15 protein-coding genes are annotated in these 16483 nt (G+C 55.6%); 12 read left to right on the top strand and 3 right to left on the bottom strand.

Translation table 11 applies throughout. The features are described 5' to 3' along the window. The first annotated feature begins 40 nt into the window (after positions 1 to 40). The 6 genes from RHM61_RS05935 to RHM61_RS05910 all read left to right on the top strand — a co-directional run bounded on the left by RHM61_RS05935 (position 41) and on the right by RHM61_RS05910 (position 6583). Entirely contained in the window at positions 41 to 1765 is a 1725-nt protein-coding gene (locus RHM61_RS05935; RefSeq protein ID WP_322251048.1) for a methyl-accepting chemotaxis protein, read from the top strand. 141 nt (positions 1766 to 1906) lie between these two features. Continuing rightward, entirely contained in the window at positions 1907 to 2191 is a 285-nt protein-coding gene (locus tag RHM61_RS05930) for an energy transducer TonB (protein WP_416200229.1), read from the top strand. A gap of 256 nt (positions 2192 to 2447) precedes the next feature. Further along, a complete protein-coding gene (locus tag RHM61_RS05925; protein WP_322250211.1) occupies positions 2448 to 3968 on the top strand; it encodes an AlkA N-terminal domain-containing protein in 1521 nt (506 codons plus the stop codon). Then, on the top strand, positions 3965 to 4507 hold the full coding sequence (locus RHM61_RS05920) for a methylated-DNA--[protein]-cysteine S-methyltransferase (protein WP_322250210.1): 543 nt from the start codon (positions 3965 to 3967) through the stop codon (positions 4505 to 4507). Before RHM61_RS05925 ends, RHM61_RS05920 begins: the two co-directional genes overlap by 4 nt. A 161-nt stretch (positions 4508 to 4668) precedes the next feature. Beyond that, the gene (locus RHM61_RS05915; RefSeq protein ID WP_322250209.1) at positions 4669 to 5229 is read left to right on the top strand and encodes a phasin family protein; all 561 of its coding nucleotides are present in this window, start codon (positions 4669 to 4671) and stop codon (positions 5227 to 5229) included. Positions 5230 to 5407: 178 nt separating this feature from the next. Then, the gene (locus tag RHM61_RS05910; RefSeq protein WP_322250208.1) at positions 5408 to 6583 is read left to right on the top strand and encodes an acetyl-CoA C-acetyltransferase; all 1176 of its coding nucleotides are present in this window, start codon (positions 5408 to 5410) and stop codon (positions 6581 to 6583) included. A 60-nt stretch (positions 6584 to 6643) separates the two neighbouring features. On the opposite strand, the gene RHM61_RS05905 is transcribed toward RHM61_RS05910, so the two are convergent. Both RHM61_RS05905 and RHM61_RS05900 read right to left on the bottom strand, forming a co-directional pair. After that, positions 6644 to 8173 (bottom strand): peptide MFS transporter, encoded by a 1530-nt coding sequence (locus tag RHM61_RS05905; RefSeq protein WP_322250207.1) that lies wholly within the window; start codon positions 8171 to 8173, stop codon positions 6644 to 6646. A 183-nt stretch (positions 8174 to 8356) separates the two neighbouring features. Beyond that, complete coding sequence (locus RHM61_RS05900; protein ID WP_322250206.1) at positions 8357 to 9265, bottom strand: LysR substrate-binding domain-containing protein; 909 nt, start codon at positions 9263 to 9265, stop codon at positions 8357 to 8359. A gap of 171 nt (positions 9266 to 9436) precedes the next feature. Between RHM61_RS05900 and RHM61_RS05895 the strand changes: the two genes are divergently transcribed. The 5 genes from RHM61_RS05895 (at position 9437) to RHM61_RS05875 (ending at position 14776) form a co-directional block, all read left to right on the top strand. After that, positions 9437 to 10615, top strand: coding sequence for a M20 aminoacylase family protein (locus RHM61_RS05895; protein WP_416200214.1), 1179 nt, complete (start codon positions 9437 to 9439; stop codon positions 10613 to 10615). Positions 10616 to 10668: 53 nt separating this feature from the next. Next, positions 10669 to 11877 (top strand): porin, encoded by a 1209-nt coding sequence (locus RHM61_RS05890; protein ID WP_322250205.1) that lies wholly within the window; start codon positions 10669 to 10671, stop codon positions 11875 to 11877. Positions 11878 to 11945: 68 nt separating this feature from the next. After that, positions 11946 to 13271: an MFS transporter gene (locus RHM61_RS05885; protein ID WP_322250204.1), complete on the top strand. Its 1326-nt coding sequence runs from the start codon at positions 11946 to 11948 to the stop codon at positions 13269 to 13271. A 106-nt stretch (positions 13272 to 13377) separates the two neighbouring features. Then, positions 13378 to 13815: an ANTAR domain-containing response regulator gene (locus RHM61_RS05880; RefSeq protein WP_322250203.1), complete on the top strand. Its 438-nt coding sequence runs from the start codon at positions 13378 to 13380 to the stop codon at positions 13813 to 13815. A gap of 82 nt (positions 13816 to 13897) precedes the next feature. Beyond that, positions 13898 to 14776, top strand: coding sequence for a DMT family transporter (locus tag RHM61_RS05875; RefSeq protein ID WP_322250202.1), 879 nt, complete (start codon positions 13898 to 13900; stop codon positions 14774 to 14776). A 2-nt stretch (positions 14777 to 14778) separates the two neighbouring features. Here RHM61_RS05875 and RHM61_RS05870 read toward each other — a convergent pair whose 3' ends face one another. Beyond that, entirely contained in the window at positions 14779 to 15450 is a 672-nt protein-coding gene (locus tag RHM61_RS05870; protein ID WP_322250201.1) for a GGDEF domain-containing protein, read from the bottom strand. Positions 15451 to 15510: 60 nt separating this feature from the next. Between RHM61_RS05870 and RHM61_RS05865 the strand changes: the two genes are divergently transcribed. After that, complete coding sequence (locus RHM61_RS05865) at positions 15511 to 16443, top strand: 1-aminocyclopropane-1-carboxylate deaminase/D-cysteine desulfhydrase (protein ID WP_322250200.1); 933 nt, start codon at positions 15511 to 15513, stop codon at positions 16441 to 16443. The last annotated feature ends 40 nt before the right edge of the window (positions 16444 to 16483 follow it).

Genomic DNA, 16483 nt, shown 5'->3' with positions numbered 1-16483 from the left:
CACATCTACCGAACCAGACAAGTAAATGAATTTTTCAACTATGACCGTGAGTAAACGTCTGGGGCTGGGTTTTGCCCTGGTATTGGCATTGCTGGTTGCCGTCACCGTTGTTGGTATATCGCGCATGGCGCAGATACAGGGACGACTGGAAAGTATCGTCAATGTCAGCAATGTCGAAAGCCGTTTGGCTTTGGATATGCGTGCCATCGTCTATGACCGCTTGGTTTCGCTGCGCAATTTGACGCTGCTCAACGATGCGGCTGACATGGAAAAGGATTTGGCGAAAATCGCCGAACAATCGAAGAAATACGAGCTAGCCAATGAAAAACTGCTCAAACTGAGCGAACTCAATGGCGCGCCCGATGCCGATAAAAAAGCTTTGCTGACTAAGTTGAAAGAGCGTGAAACGGCCGCCGCCGCCTTGCCGGCCAAAGCACAGGAACTCGGTTTGGGAAATAATCCTGAAGTGGCGACGATAGGCTTGATCAAAAAAGTTCGCCCGATACAGCAAAGTTGGCTCGATACCCTCGATGAACTGGTGAAGCTCGAAGATCAAGTCAATCAGCAAGTCGCCGACGAAGCTAATTCTGCCTTTAAAGCCGCGACCAGTCTTATGCTCATCCTCGGTGCTTTGGCTTTGCTTGGCGGCATCAGTGCAGCCTTGTTCATCAGTCGCAGTTTGTTGCGTCAATTGGGCGGTGAGCCCGATTATGCGGCGCGGATCGCCGGTCAAATTGCCGCCGGTGAACTCGCCAGCGATATCGCCGTCGTCTCCGGTGATGAGGCCAGTTTGATTTTTGAAATGAAAAGCATGCGCGACAGCTTGGTTAACATCGTCACCCAGGTTCGTTCCGGCACCGATACCATCGCCACCGCCTCGAGCGAAATTGCCAGCGGTAACTTGGATCTCTCTGCGCGTACCGAACAGCAAGCCAGCTCGCTGGAAAAAACCACCTCATCGATGCGCGAGTTGACCAGCACCGTCAAACAGAATGCTGACAATGCGCGTCAAGCCAACCAATTGGCCGCCTCCGCTTCCGAAGTGGCGCGCCAAGGTGGCGTGGTGGTCGCGCAAGTGGTCGATACCATGGGTTCGATCAATGAATCCTCGCGCAAAATCGTCGACATTATCAGCGTGATCGACGGCATTGCTTTCCAGACCAATATTCTGGCTTTGAACGCGGCGGTCGAAGCGGCCCGAGCCGGTGAGCAAGGTCGTGGCTTTGCCGTCGTGGCGGCAGAAGTGCGCAATTTGGCACAGCGCAGTGCCGCAGCCGCCAAGGAAATTAAAAACCTGATCGACACCTCGGTGGAAAAAGTCGAAATCGGCACAAAACTGGTCGGGCAGGCCGGCGTCACGATCGACCAAGTGGTCACGAGCGTCAGACAGGTCACCGATATCATGGCCGAGATTACCGCCGCGAGTCAGGAACAAAGCGCAGGAATAGAACAAGTCAATCACGCCATCATAGAAATGGATAGCGTCACGCAACAGAATGCCGCCTTGGTTGAACAAGCGGCCGCCGCGGCGCAGAGCTTGCAAGATCAGGCGGCAGAATTGGCCAAGGTAGTGAGCGTATTCAAACTCGGTGGCCATGCGCCGGCCGCTGTGCAGCGGCCAGCCGCGCTGCCAGCGCGACGCGTCGAAGCCTCGGCCCGAGTCGCCCCGCTTAACAAGAAACGTGTGACGCCGATGAAATCTTTGCCGCCAGCACGTTCGGCAGCGAAAAAAGCGGCGGCCGACGATGGCTGGGAAGAATTTTAAGCTGGCACTGCAGATAGCAGTAGGTATTACCAGCAACGCCTGACGGGCACTTTATATTTATCAGAAACGAAAACGATCATGACTACCTCTCCGCTCTCTACCTTGCTTTGTACTTTGTTGTTGACCGTTGCCGCTTCCGCCATGGCGGCCGACAGCGCACCGCTGATGGATAGTAAATCCTGCGATGCGCCGAAATATCCGAAAGCTGCCTTGATGAATGAAGAAACCGGCACCGTCTCCATGGGTTTTTTGGTCGGCGCGGATGGCAAGGTGATGGAATCGAAAGTGGAAAAATCGAGCGGTTCGAAAAGCCTGGACAAAGCTGCCTTGGGTGCGCTGAGCCAGTGTAAATTCAAACCCGGTACCAAAGATGGCAAAGCCGATCAGAGCTGGGCCAAAGTTGACTTCGTTTGGAAACTCGAATAAGCCCTCATCAAAAACCTGACTAGGGTTTTCAGTCGGTATCATTACTCTAACGGCAGACATGTCACTCCCCCATGCTCTCGCCTCGTCATTCTTGCGTAGTTGTCCGCGTCGTCTGCTCGAACCCACCGCAGCCAGTCTGCGGTTTTTTTTAGTGGCGTCCGAAAATGGCTGGAAGCAGAGGGCCGGGCCGCGTATAAAGGAAGCTATACAGCGCCGTCGGCGCCTTCCGACTATGCACACCGGAGCAGGTCTTACTATGCCATTGTCCCTTACGCCAAGCCAGGCAGCACCGGCCATCGACGGCGAGCATTGCTACCGCGCATTGGAGGCCAGAGACAGCCGTTTTGATGGTGTCTTCTTTACCGGTGTCAAAACCACCGGTATTTACTGTCGGCCGATTTGTCCGGCAAAAACCCCGCGTGCAAGCTCCTGTACCTTCTTTCGCTACGCCGCCGCTGCCGAGGCGGCCGGCTTTCGCCCCTGTCTGCGCTGTCGCCCTGAGTTGGCACCGTATGCGCTGCAACAAAATCTGGCTCATGCAATTTGGAAACGGATCGCCGATGGCGCATTGAACGACATCAGTGTCGAAGTCTTGGCGCAGCAAGTCGGGCTGTCGTCGCGACAGATGCGAAGGGTGGTGCTGCAGGAATTCGGTGTCACGCCGGTGGAGTTGGCGCAAACTCAACGCTTGTTGTTTGCTAAAAAATTACTGCACGAGACGTCATTAAGCTTGACCGAACTCGCCTATGCGGCCGGTTTCGGCAGCGTGCGACGTTTCAATGCCCTGTTTTTACAACGCTATGGCATGGCACCCGGGGCCATGCGTCGCAGCAGCAGCGCGCCCGGCGGTGGCATTTGCCTGCGCTTGGCGTATCGTCCACCCTATGCGTGGGACGCCTTGATGCAATATTTGCGCGGCCGCGCCATGCACGGACTCGAAGCGGTGATCGTCGATGGCAAGGGGCTGGCGTATGTGCGCAGCGTGCGTATCGGTGCCTACAGCGGCTGGTTGAAAGTCAGCCATAGTGAAAAAAGTCATCAGTTATGCGTCGAACTGGCGCCGACTCTGGTGCCGGTGGTATTGAGCGTATTGGCCAGAATACGCGAGCAATTTGATTTGGAAGCCAATCCCGACAGCATAGAACAACAGTTGCAGAAAGACAGCATGCTCGCGCTCCAATTGGCTGCCACGCCAGGCTTGCGTGTGCCGGGGACCTTTGATTGTTTCGAGCTGGCACTGCGGGCCGTGCTCGGTCAGCAGGTCAGTGTGGCCGGTGCCAGTACCGTAGCCGGTCGTTTGGTCGGGCGTTTCGGCGATGTGGTGCGGACGCCATTTGCCGAAGTGAACAGGCATTTCCCGACGCCGCAACAATTGCTTGCCGCCTCCATTTCCGACTTGGCCGGTCTCGGCATGCCTGGTGCTCGTGCGGCGACGCTGCAAGTGGTGGCGCAGTTTGCTTTAGAGAACGGTTTTGAGCGGCCAGGCTCGCAAGATGAATGGATCGCGAAGATGAAAGCTTTGCGTGGCATCGGTGAGTGGACGGCCCAATACGTTGCCATGCGTGCCATGCGTTTTCCCGATGCCTTTCCTGCCGGTGATCTCGGCTTGCAAAAAGCTGCGGCGCAGCTCGCTCCCGCGCCGAGTCCGCGTTGTAGTGAAAAACAATTACTGGCGCGCTCAGCCGACTGGTCACCGTGGCGCTCGTATGCGGCTCTGCTGCTGTGGCAATCGCTGAGCGCGGATGCTGCGTCAGCTCACAAGAAGGAAAACTTATGAACATGCTCACTTACGCCAGTCCGCTGGGCCCGCTATTGATTGCCGCCAGCACACAGGGCATCAGCGGTGTCTACTTTGAATCACATCGGCATTTCAAAGGCAGCGCCGCTTGGCACTCTGCGCCAGAGCATCCCTTGTTGTTGGCTGCGGAATTGCAATTACAGCAATATTTTGCTGGCATCCGCGTCGCCTTTGATTTACCCCTCGATATCAGTGGCGGCACGGCATTCCAACAAACGGTCTGGCGTGCGCTGCAAACCATCCCAGCCGGAGTAACCCGCAGCTACAGCGAGTTGGCGCAAAGCATAGGCAAGCCCGGCGCGGTGCGTGCCGTCGGTTCGGCCAATGCTCGTAATCCACTCTCCATCCTGATTCCTTGCCACCGCGTGATCGCCGCCAGCGGCGCACTGAGTGGCTATGCCGGCGGGCTGCAGAATAAACAGGATTTACTTGCCTTTGAGGCAAAAAAACATCAGTTTTCAACACCGTTTTACCGGCCTGAAAACATGATATCGGCCGCAAACCCGCATCAGGCTTAGTGCTAAAATAATAAATGATATCATTTAGTTCATTTTGTTGCGTCGCACAAAAAAAGCTTGACGTTTTTTACGGCTGGTGTAAAATCGGGTTTGTTGCGGTGCACCATTCGAAAATTTGTTGATAGCGCTGCCGATTACCCTACTTCCAAACGGAGAATGTTATGACTACTACACCAGAACAATTTATCGCCTCGACTAAAGCTAGCCTAGAAGCCCAATTCGCTTCCGTGACAGCCTTGAACAAAAAAGCTTTCGAAGGCTTCGAACAATTGTTTTCCTTGAATGTTAACGCTGCCAAAGCGAGCTTCGAAGAAAGCACTGCTGCTGCAAAACAATTGTTGAGCGCGAAAGACCCACAAGAATTCTTCACTTTGACAGCTGCTCAAGCTCAACCAAGCGCTGAAAAAGCCTTGGCATATGGTCGTCACTTGGCCAGTATCACTAATGCTACTCAGCAAGAATTCACGAAAGCGGTTGAAGCCCATATCGCTGAAACAAACACTAAAGTCATCTCCTTGATCGACGAAGTCACTAAAAATGCTCCTGCCGGTTCGGAACAAGCTGTTGTTGCACTGAAATCTGTTGTTGGCAATATTAACGCCGGCTACGAACAATTGTCGAAAACAACGAAACAAGCTGTGCAAACTTTGGAAGAAAACCTGAGCAAAGCAACTCAGCAATTCACCCAAGCTGCTGAAAAAGCCACAGGCAAAAAGAAATAAATTGATTTACAGCGTGTTCTTCAAGCGCTGATAGAAAGGCTCCTGTTACCGGCAGGAGCTTTTTTTTTGCCTTGGAGCTTACACAGGCTAGAGCTGGTGTACTCTGTAGGGTAGTCGCGTTGCTAACAAAACGGTACGCTGACTGTGCTGCATTTTTTGAAAAAACAGGAGAATTTTTATGCAAGACGTCGTTATCGTAGCTGCCGGCCGTACCGCTGTAGGTAAATTCGGTGGTTCTTTGTCAAAAATCCCCGCCTCAGAACTCGGTGCCATCGTCATCAAGGGTTTGCTCGCCAAAATCGGCTTGAGCGGCGAAGAAGTCAATGAAGTATTGCTCGGTCAAGTGTTGACTGCCGGCGTGGGCCAGAATGCCGCACGTCAAGCCGTGATCAAGGCCGGTTTACCAGCCATGGTTCCAGCCATGACCATCAATAAAGTCTGCGGCAGCGGTTTGAAAGCGACGCACTTGGCCGCGCAGGCAATCAAGGCGGGTGATGCGGATGTCATCATCGCCGGTGGTCAGGAAAACATGAGCGCTTCGCCACACGTGCTCAATGGTTCACGCGATGGTTTCCGTATGGGTGACACCAAGTTGGTCGACACCATGATCGTCGATGGCTTGTGGGATGTGTATAACCAATACCATATGGGCATCACGGCAGAAAATGTCGCAAAAAAATACAGCGTGACGCGCGAAGAGCAGGATTTGTTTGCCTTGGCATCACAAAACAAAGCCGAAGCAGCCCAGAAAGCTGGCAAATTCAAGGATGAAATTATCCCGGTTGAAATCGTCAGTAAAAAAGGCAGCATCGTGTTTGATACCGATGAATTCATCAAGCACGGTGCCACGCTTGAGTCGCTTTCGTCTTTGCGTCCAGCCTTCGACAAGAATGGCACCGTGACTGCTGGCAATGCTTCCGGTCTCAATGACGGCGCGGCTGCAGTGATCATGATGTCGGCTGCCAAAGCGGCCGCACTCGGTTTGCCAGTGCTGGCGCGCATTAAAGCCTATGCCTCGGCCGGGATTGATCCTAGCATCATGGGCATGGGACCGGTTCCAGCTGCTCAGTTGTGTCTGAAAAAAGCCGGTTGGACTCACGCCGACCTCGATTTGATGGAAATCAACGAAGCCTTTGCGGCCCAAGCGATTGCTGTCAATAAGGAAATGGCTTGGGATACCAGCAAGATCAATGTCAATGGCGGCGCCATTGCTATCGGTCATCCTATCGGTGCCTCAGGCTGCCGTATTTTGGTCAGTTTGATCCATGAAATGATACGTACCGATGCGAAAAAAGGCTTGGCCAGCTTGTGTATCGGTGGCGGCATGGGCGTGGCACTGGCAATCGAACGTTAAGTCAGACGGCAAAAAAAATCCTCAACTAAGGTTGAGGATTTTTTTTGGGCGCAATGCGCGTCAATGCACGCCGTGCATTTTCTTTTTCATCCAAGCATTCAAACTCATCAATACCAAACCGGCAGCAATGGGGATGATGGTAAAAATGAGGAAGAAGGTCGAAAGCGAGTAGGTTTCCGAAATCGCATCGATGTAACTGCCGGTCATGCCGGCCAGTTTGTTCGCCAATGCGGCATTGAGAAACCACACGCCGAACATCAGGCCGAGCAAACGCGGCGGGGCTAATTTACTGATATACGACAAGCCTACCGGCGAAAGGCATAATTCGCCCATGGTATGGAACCAGTAGGCGGCGATCAGGAAGACCATGCTGACCGAGGCTGTTTTTGCACCGGCCGGAATTTGTGCCGAACCATAAGATAGTGCCGCAAAGCCGAGTCCGAGTAAGATCAAACCGACGCCGAACTTGACCGGGCCGCTAGGATTCCAGTGTTTTTCCCACATTTTGGAAAACATCGGGGCCAAAATAACCAGGAAGAATGAGTTCAGAATGCCGAACCAAGTGGCTGGTATGGCCGAGTGGTCGAGCGAAAATTCACGCGAGAGCATCCAGATCACCATTGCCCAGATTGCCGTTATACACAGCAACAGCAGCAAATTCGACAATAAATAGCGTTTTGCTGTGCCATAAAACAATTTAACCAACAACCAAGACAGAATGATGGTCGGGATCACCGTGATCAGGCTATTGACGATCTTAAATATCAAGCCACTGGTGCCGCTCAAGCTACGGTCGGTATAGTCGGCGGCAAAAATCGTCATCGAACCGCCGGCTTGCTCAAACGCGAACCAAAAGAAAATTGTGAAGAAGGAAAACACGCAGATTGCTTTCAAGCGGTCGGCCACGATATGCGGCTCGGCTTCTTCGATGGCCTCGGCCGGACCGGTCTGTTGCGATTTGGCCAGTCCGATATCACCGAAAATGCCTTGACCGAAATAAAATTGCGCAGCGCCAAGCAGCATGAAGGCACCGGCCAAGCCGAAACCCATAGGCCAAGAGATTTTTTCGCCGACATAACCGCACAGCAAAATACCGAAAAACGCACCGGAATTGACGCCCATATAAAACAGCGTATAGCCACCGTCACGACCAGCTTCATTGTCTTTGCCATACAGTTGGCCGACGATGGCGGAAATATTCGGTTTGAACAGGCCGGTACCCGCCACGACCAGCGTCAAGCCGACGTAGAACATGGTTGGTGTATCGAACAGTAAAGAGGCATGCCCGGCAGCAATTATGAAGCCGCCCAAGACCACCGCGCGTCGGCTGCCGAGGAATTTATCGGCCAGATAGCCACCTAAAATCGGCGTTAAATACACCAAGCCGGTGTACCAGCCGTAGAGAGCGGTGGCGTCGGCACGACTCCAGCCCCAGCCGCCCTTGGCGGTTTCTGTTACCAGAAATAAGACCAGCAGTGCACGCATGCCGTAGTAAGAAAAGCGTTCCCACATTTCTGTAAAGAACAGTACGAACAGGCTCTCAGGATGGCCGAGAATCGTGTGACGCACTGGTGTTTGAATATTATTCATTTGCCGTCCATATTGTCATTGGTATAGAGATATTGTTCCTGATGCCGCAAAATAGTTTTCAGTGCAAGTCGAGGAATGATGCGAATTTTGTCAATTCTGCGCGTAGCTTACCACGATGAAAAACTCATATAGAAAGACATATGCTGCGTTGCAAAAAAACACGGGTGGGGCAAACCGCATGGATTAAATCTGCGCTTCCCTAGCCTCAGCGGCAACTTGTTCTATACAACGGATGAAATATTCTGCGCTTGGGGTTAGCAAGCCATCTTCGCGCTGCATCAAATGCAAACCGAGATGCGGCAGCACCGTATCGAGTTGCAGCGGGCTTAATTGTTCGCGCAAGGCTGGCAGCAGCAGCGAGAATTGCGACCAAAAAATAACCACGTCGGCTTCCAAGGCCAAGCTTAGAAACAGCGATTGCGAACTGCAGCGTGTGATGCGGCGTGGTGGCGGCAGACCGTGCTGCTGGAACAGTTCGGCCAGAAATAACTCAAAATGGCTGCTCACTTCAGTGTGCAGCCATTCGGCCTTCTGTAACTGCGCCAAACTGCGGCAGTCACATAGCGGGCTGCCGCGGCGTACCGCCAGCGAGGTCGGCAGTGACAAGAGATGGCGATTTTTGGTGGCCGTATGACGGCGCAAATCAGGTAGTGCGCCGACGGCGAAATCGAGCGTGCCACAACGCAAATGTTCGTCGAGCTTGTCGGCCGAAAATTCCAGAAAATTCAATTCAATATCGGGACATACCGCGCGGAACTGCTGAAAAGCTTTCGGCAACACGGTCAGGCCGGCCAGCGGCGTCACCCCTATCATCAGTCGCCCGGCACTGGTCCCTTTGAGCAGACCGACTTCTTCCTGTACGCGTTCAAATTCGCGCACGATCAAGCGCGCTCGGGCCAACACGACGCGGCCCGGTTCGGTAAAGGTCACGCCGCGCGATTGCCGGTTAAGCAGGCTCAGGCCCAAGTGCGCTTCCAATTCGTGGATCGCCTTGGTGACGGCCGGCTGGGTCAGGCATAACGCGCGCGCGGCCGCATGGATGCTGCCGTGCTCAGCGATGGCGACGAGTGCGCGTAATTGATTAGGTTTCATATTTGGTGCAAATGATAAGCCGCACTATTGCTTCGATAAGCGTTACTTATCGTGATGAAAAATTGTGCGTATTCGTTTTTAAGTAATTCCAACAAAATCATCATGCCACAAGCGGCGCGCTTTGTTTCTATCCGCCGTTCTCACCCCTGAACTTTATCGAGGAGTATTTCAGTGCCAGCAGCCTTTCCTATTATTGCTGAAATTGCAGCCAACGCCGACGAATTCATACAATTACGTCGACGCATACACGCCCATCCGGAAATCGGCTTTGAAGAATTTGAAACCAGTCGCCTGGTAGCGGATCGCCTCAGTGCATGGGGTTACACGGTCAGCACGGGTATCGGTGGCACCGGCGTGGTTGGCCAATTAAAAGTTGGTAACGGCAGTAAGCGCATCGGCATTCGCGCTGATATGGATGCTTTGCCAATTCACGAGCAGACCGGTTTACCGTATGCCAGTCGGATCGATGGCAAAATGCATGCCTGCGGCCACGATGGCCACACTGCGGTATTGCTGGCAGCAGCCCATTATCTGGCGCACAGCCGTGCTTTCAACGGGGTACTCAATCTGATTTTTCAGCCGGCCGAAGAGGGCTTAGGCGGTGCCCCGCGCATGATCGCTGACGGCTTGTTCGAGCGCTTCCCGTGCGACGCCGTGTTTGCGCTGCATAACGCTCCCGGCGTTGCGGTCGGTCAGTTCGCGCTGCGCACCGGTGCCGCCGCCGCCTCGTCTGATTCGGTCAAAATCACTTTACACGGCAAGGGCACGCACGGGGCCATGCCGCATTTCGGCCACGACCCCATCGTCGCTGCCGCCAGTATCGTGATGGCTTTGCAAACAATCGTGTCGCGTAACGTGGCCGCCGATGAAACCGCCGTCATCACCGTCGGCGCACTCAATGCCGGCACCGCCGCCAATGTGATACCGCCCACGGCGACCTTGCTGCTCACTATCCGCACCATGAATCCGCAGGTGCAAGCCTTGGTCGCCCGGCGTTTGCACGAACTCGTCACGGCCCAGGCCGCCAGTTTCGGCGTGCGGGCCGAGATTGAGATCAGCCCGATCTCCTGCGTGTTGATGAACGCCCCAGCGGAGACTGATTTTGCGCGCCAACTGCTGATCGATATGCTCGGTCGCGAGCAAGTCATTGAAATGCCATCAGGATTGCTAGGCAGCGAAGACTTCTCATGGATGCTGGAGAAAGTGCCTGGTTGCTACGTTTTACTCGGCAACGGCATAGACCAACAGGGTGCTTGCATGGTGCACAATCCTGGTTACGATTTCAATGATCAAGCGCTGACGCTGGGCGCGAGCTATTGGAGCCATTTGGTCGAGCGCTATCTGGTGTAGTGAGTATCTTGCTATTACAAACTACAAAACACGCAATAATGATGGAGACCAGAATGCGCATTAAACAAATCACCAGTTCACTCGCCTTGCTGTCGGCGAGTGCGCTGCCGGCTTACAGTTACGCAGAATCGTACTTGCTGGATCGGGCCGCCAACCTGCCGCGCTATAACGGCAGTCTCAGTGCCGGTGGCGTCGCTTTGTACGGCAGTGTCGACAGTGGCATCAATGTCATCCGTTCGGGCGACGCCGCGAGCACGCTGCGCTTACAGAGTGGCGGTGAACATACCACCAAGTTGGGCTTGTACGGTCGCGAAAATATCTCGGCCGATCTGTCCGTCGAATTTAACCACGAAAGCGGTTTGTACGGTGATACCGGTAAGTTGCAAGACAGCAAATCCATGTTCAATCGCGAATCGTGGGTAGGCCTGAAGTCGCGCCAATTCGGCACGCTGCGTTTTGGTAAGCAATTGGCCAGCGCCTTGCCTTTGTTTGTCGATGTCTTCGGCGCAGTGGAAACCAACTCGGTCTATTCCTGGGTCGGTGGTGGTGCCAGCCAGGGTACTGCCGGCATCGGCTACAACAGCGATCTCGGTGCCGGTTCGATGGCGGCACCGAGTCGGGTTGCGCGTGCCATCACCTATACCACGCCACGGCGCTATGGCGTGGAAGCGCAATTTATGATGGCCACTAAAGACCAAGGCGCGGCGAATGCCGTCGGCAGTCCCAACATCGTCAACCGCGGCGGCGTGCTGTCCTACGCCGCCGGTCATGTCTACTTGGCCGGCAGTTATAACCAAGCCTGGAGCACGCCTTCGGAAGCCGAGGGGATTGCGGCCGTGCGCAACGACAGCAGCGGTTTGGCCGCGATTTACGACGATGGCGATCTGGTGCTGTCTTCATCGGTGATGCAGCTGAGTTCGCGCCGTGCCGACAATGCCAGTGCGCGCGTCTACACACTTGGTAGTATCGTACGTCACGCGCGCCATCACTATCGCGCTTCTCTCGTGTATCGCGAAGTGTTAGGCCGCGCGCGCAATGCCAGCCCCGGCCAGGGCAGCAGCGCGCTCGGGCTTATGCTGGGCTACGATTATGAGATCTCCAAGCGTACCGCACTGTATGCCCGCTTTGGCGTGCTCAACAACCGCGGTGCTTCCACCATTGTCATCAATGGCAATCCTTTGCCCTTGATGAGCGATGGCCAAACCCCGCAAAGCGGGCTGCGCACGACCTCGTTCTCACTGGGGATGGCGCACCAGTTCTGATGTTCCCGGGCCACCTGTCACCGCGGCACGGTGCGCCTTTTTGATTCCGCTTTTAAGAAAACACTACCATGACCACCTCCTTAACGCACAGCGCGCCGCCGCTCTCGTCTCAGGCCAGCGCCGACTTATATCGGCGCATTCACTGGCGCTTGCTGCCGTTGCTGATGATTTGCTATCTCGTCGCCTGCCTGGACCGCATCAACATCGGCTATGCACAGCTACAAATGAAAGCCACCCTACCGTTCGGCGACGCCGTGTATGGTCTCGGTGCCGGGATTTTCTTCATCGGTTATTTTTTGTGCGAAGTGCCGAGTAATCTCTTGTTGGAAAAAATCGGCTTGCGCAAAACGCTGTTGCGCATCATGACTTGCTGGGGCTTGGTCGCTGCCGGCATGATGTTCGTCTCTACCCCGACCGAATTTTACGTCATGCGCTTTTTGCTTGGGGTGTTTGAAGCCGGGTTTTTCCCCGGCGTGGTGCTGTATTTTACTTACTGGTACCCTTCGTCTCAGCGCGGTAAGGCGATGGCGATCTTCGGTGCCGCCGCGGTGGCGTCAACCGTGTTGGCCGGCCCCTTGTGCGGCAGTATTTTAAAATACTTCAACGGCACCTATGGCTACGCCGGCTGGCAGTGGCTGTTCGTTTTACAAGGCTTACCAGCGGTGTTTCTCGGGGTGATCGCCTACTACTATCTCGATGACAAACCAAGCCAGGCCAGTTGGTTGACTGCGGCAGAAAAACATTGGTTGGGCGAGCAAGTAGCGCGCGACCAGAGCGCGATTGCCAGCGGCCGCCACAGTGGTAACCGCGACCTGATGCGCGACCCGAAAGTGTATTTGCTCGCGCTGGTGAATTTTCTCAAGATCGGTGCCACCTATGCCATGGTATTTTGGCTGCCCTCGCTGATCAAAAGTTGGGGCGTACACGATATGGTGCTGATCGGCTGGTACGCGGCGATTCCTAATCTGTGTGGTATGTTCGGCATGGTGCTGATTTGCCGCCATTCCGACCGCCAACGCGAACGGCGCTGGCATTTTGTCGGCAGCATCGGCATTGCCGCGATCGGCTTGTTGATCACGATTTGGTCGATCGGCAACTTGACGATGTCCTTGCTTGGCATGTCGATCGCCAGCGTTGGTGTGGCCGCGACGACGCCATTGTTCATCACCATCGTCACTGAATACCTGTCGAAAAATTCCAGTGCCGTCGGCATCGGTCTCATCACCAGCTTGGGCATGCTGGGCGCGGCCGCTAGCCCGGTGGCAACCGGCATGATCACCGCGCGCAGCGGCAGCGTGGCACCGGCTTTGTATCTGGTGATCACCCTGTATCTGTTGGCTGGCTTACTGTTGGCCTGGACCATACGGCCGGCGCGCGCGCAGCGCACGCTGTAGCTGAGATACCTGGTGTGAGTGGGCGGCGTTGCGACGCCGCCTGCTTTTTTCCCTCTGCGCAATAAATTGCATTATGATGCAAGGGACACCACTTAACAGGTTACCTATGCTCAGAGCAGTTATCTTGGATGCCAATGCGGTTGCCCGCAACTTACTCACCTCCGTTCTCAATAACGGTGGCCACGAAGTGGTCGGCGACGCCAATCTGGCACCGGCCAGTTTGGCGCGCATCATCAAACTCAAGCCGCAAATCATTTGCATCGATGTCGGTGAAGTTGCGGCCGATGGCATGGCGGTGATCGACCAGCTGCGCGGCGAATTGCCGAAAGCGCTGTTGTTCATGGTGTCATCCAAAATTGATGCCAGCATTTTGCAGGCGGCGCAAGAACGCGGCGTACACGGCTTCATCGTCAAACCTTTCAATTCCGTCGCGGTATTGACAGCGATCCGCAATACCATCGTGCGTATCGCCAAGCAGCAGCGTGCCGCCATGGTCGCGCCGCTCGCCGCTGATGCGCCCGACAATGCCGGGGCGGTGCAGTAATTGCAATTGGCTGGCCGGAATCGGCCAGCGCGCTGTTGGCCAATTTGTTATGCTCTGCTTCTGTTACTTTTGAAAGCAATGCATGCGCAGCAGTGATGTAATCCGTCTTCTGAGTTTGGCCGCCATTTGGGGTGCCTCATTTTTATTCATGCGCGTCGCCGCGCCGGTGTTGGGGGTCTTTTGGACCTCGGAAATCCGGGTCGGGCTGGCTGGTCTGGCCTTGCTGTTGCTGATGTGGTTCAGCCAGCGCGCCACCGGTTGGCGCGTGCATTGGCAATCTTTGCTGCTGCTGGGTACGGTCAACTCGGCGCTGCCGGTGGCGCTGTATGCGTATGCGGCCATGCATATGCCGGCCGGGTATTCGGCCATTGTCAACGCCACCAGTCCGCTGTGGGGTGCTGTGTGCGGTGCGCTCTGGCTCGGCGAGCGTCTGAGCGGGCGGAAATTGCTCGGCATGGCGGTCGGTGTCGCTGGCGTCGCCTTATTAGTCAGGCTCGGGCCGGTCGCCATGAGCCGAGAATTGTTGTTGGCCGTCTTTGCCTGTGTCGGTGCGACGATTTGCTATGCCTTGGCCGGTATTTATTCGAAAAAAATCTCGGGCAGTATCAGTGCCATGCAAATGGCCAGTGGTTCACAGCTCGGGGCGGCCATCGTTCTGCTGCCATTCTTCCCGCTCGCCAGCGTCACAGGCACGGTCAGCTCGCTGGTCTTGCTGGCGGCGGTGGCCTTGGCTTTATTGTGCAGCGCCGCCGCGTATCCCTTGTATTTCCGCTTGTTGCGCGATCTTGGCCCGAGCAAGGCACTGACGGTCACCTTTCTGATTCCCTTGTTTGCCTTATTGTGGAGCGCGCTGTTTCTCGGTGAAACGATCGCGCCGAGCACCTTGTTCGGCTGCGCAGCGGTGGTGCTGGCAACCTGGTTGGTGGTGTTTGCTCCGGCTACGCCAGAGCGCGGCACTTGAACTCAGTTGTCGGCTGCGTTCGGGTCGTAATGCGGCATCGGCGCTTCGGCTTCGACGATACGGTCGGGCCCGCCGGACTTGGCTTGAGCCAGCGCGGTATTGGCTCGTTGTAGCATGGTTTCCGGCGTGTCTTTGATGACATTCGTGGTCAGCCCGGTGGAAAACGTGATTACCAGTCCCGCTGCCACGCTATCCCAATCGAGCGCGGCGACGCGTTGTTTCAAGCGCGCGATCGCCTTCATGCTCTGTTCGAGCCAAGTGGTCGGCATGACAATCGCGAATTCATTGGCCGCCACGCGGCCGAAAGAATCGAGTGTGCGCAGCATGGTCAAGGCTTCTTTGCCCAGCAATTGCAGTACCGTGCGCGCCACGGCCTGACCATGTTGTTCCAAAATCAGTTCGAGACCATCGACACTGATGACGGCAAAGGAAAATGTGTGGCCGGTGCGGTAAGAGCGCGCCAGTTCACCATCGAGCATATTGAGCAGGGTGCGCCGATTGAGTGCCCCGGTCAGATGATCGTGCTGCGCCAGCCCCTCGAGTTGCGTGAGCACGGTTTCCAGCGTCGGCAGCAAGTTATCTTGCCGGCCGGTTTCCTTGATTTGCTTGATTAACAGCGACAACTGCTGTCTGGCGTTGACCAAGGGCTGATCTTGCTCTGAATCTGCCGGCATGTCCTCTCCATTCGTGGTTACAGGATAAACCATTTGCCACGCCGATGCGGCGCGTACAATATGACTTTACCATTTGTCAGCCGTCAACGCATGCTCTTCTCCGCTCCCGCTGCCTCACCTTGCCAGCGCATCGTCAGTAGCCTGTTCCCGCAACTGCAATTGTGGATCAAGCGCGACGATTTATTACATCCTCAGGTGTCGGGCAATAAGTTCCGCAAGCTGAAGTTTCCACTGCAGGCCTTGGCCGGGCAGCCGGCTCATTTAGTCAGCATGGGCGGCTTGTGGTCCAATCACATCCACGCGCTCGCCCATGCGGCGGCGGCGGCCGGCTTAGCGTCGAGCGCACTCATCCGCGGCCAAGCTGGCATGCACAGCGCCATGCTCGATGATTGTCGCGCCCTCGGCATGCAAATTCATTTCGTCGATCGCCTCGGCTACCGCGCTTTGCGCTCCGAGGCCGAGGCTTGGCGTCGGCATGTGCCGGCCGATGCCAGTGCTTACCACTGGCTGCCGGAAGGCGGCAGCAGTGCCGCGGCCCTGCATGGAGTGGCCGAATTGGTAGCAGAAACCCAGGCCCAGCTCGGTTTTTTGCCCGAGGTGGTGGCGCTGGCTTGCGGCAGCGGCGCGACCACGGCCGGCGTGCTGGCCGGTTTGCAGGGGCACAGTGCGGTGCTCGCTGTGGCGGTATTAAAAAATGCCCATTACTTGCATGCTGAAATGGCGCGCTTGCTACTTGAAGCCGGCTATCCGGCCTATCCGAACTACCGCTTGCTAACTACTTTTCACCACGGCGGCTACGCCAAAACCAGCGCCGCGCTGCTGGCATTTTGTCAGCGCTTCGAAGCCGAAACCGGCATCCTGATCGAACCGGTCTACACCGGAAAAATGCTGTATGCCCTGCATGTGCTGTGCCACGCCGGCTATTTCCGTCGCGGCACGCGGCTGCTGGCGATCCATACCGGCGGCTTGCAAGGTTTGCGCGGCTTTGCATGAAATGCGGCGATCGCGAATGGAAAAAAACGCTCATCACAAG

The sequence above is a fragment of the Undibacterium sp. CCC3.4 genome (assembly GCF_034347425.1).
Lineage (GTDB): Bacteria > Pseudomonadota > Gammaproteobacteria > Burkholderiales > Burkholderiaceae_D > Undibacterium.
This window is presented reverse-complemented; position numbering and strand designations above follow the sequence as displayed.

Bases quoted from the DNA above. Each gene is read 5' to 3' on its own strand.
- RHM61_RS05935 (WP_322251048.1), top strand. From the start codon at position 41: ATGACCGTGAGTAAACGTCTGGGGCTGGGTTTTGCCCTGGTATTGGCA.
- RHM61_RS05930 (WP_416200229.1), top strand. From the start codon at position 1,907: ATGGCGGCCGACAGCGCACCGCTGATGGATAGTAAATCCTGCGATGCG.
- RHM61_RS05925 (WP_322250211.1), top strand. From the start codon at position 2,448: ATGCCATTGTCCCTTACGCCAAGCCAGGCAGCACCGGCCATCGACGGC.
- RHM61_RS05920 (WP_322250210.1), top strand. From the start codon at position 3,965: ATGAACATGCTCACTTACGCCAGTCCGCTGGGCCCGCTATTGATTGCC.
- RHM61_RS05915 (WP_322250209.1), top strand. From the start codon at position 4,669: ATGACTACTACACCAGAACAATTTATCGCCTCGACTAAAGCTAGCCTA.
- RHM61_RS05910 (WP_322250208.1), top strand. From the start codon at position 5,408: ATGCAAGACGTCGTTATCGTAGCTGCCGGCCGTACCGCTGTAGGTAAA.
- RHM61_RS05905 (WP_322250207.1), bottom strand. From the start codon at position 8,173: ATGAATAATATTCAAACACCAGTGCGTCACACGATTCTCGGCCATCCT.
- RHM61_RS05900 (WP_322250206.1), bottom strand. From the start codon at position 9,265: ATGAAACCTAATCAATTACGCGCACTCGTCGCCATCGCTGAGCACGGC.
- RHM61_RS05890 (WP_322250205.1), top strand. From the start codon at position 10,669: ATGCGCATTAAACAAATCACCAGTTCACTCGCCTTGCTGTCGGCGAGT.
- RHM61_RS05885 (WP_322250204.1), top strand. From the start codon at position 11,946: ATGACCACCTCCTTAACGCACAGCGCGCCGCCGCTCTCGTCTCAGGCC.
- RHM61_RS05880 (WP_322250203.1), top strand. From the start codon at position 13,378: ATGCTCAGAGCAGTTATCTTGGATGCCAATGCGGTTGCCCGCAACTTA.
- RHM61_RS05875 (WP_322250202.1), top strand. From the start codon at position 13,898: ATGCGCAGCAGTGATGTAATCCGTCTTCTGAGTTTGGCCGCCATTTGG.
- RHM61_RS05870 (WP_322250201.1), bottom strand. From the start codon at position 15,450: ATGCCGGCAGATTCAGAGCAAGATCAGCCCTTGGTCAACGCCAGACAG.
- RHM61_RS05865 (WP_322250200.1), top strand. From the start codon at position 15,511: ATGACTTTACCATTTGTCAGCCGTCAACGCATGCTCTTCTCCGCTCCC.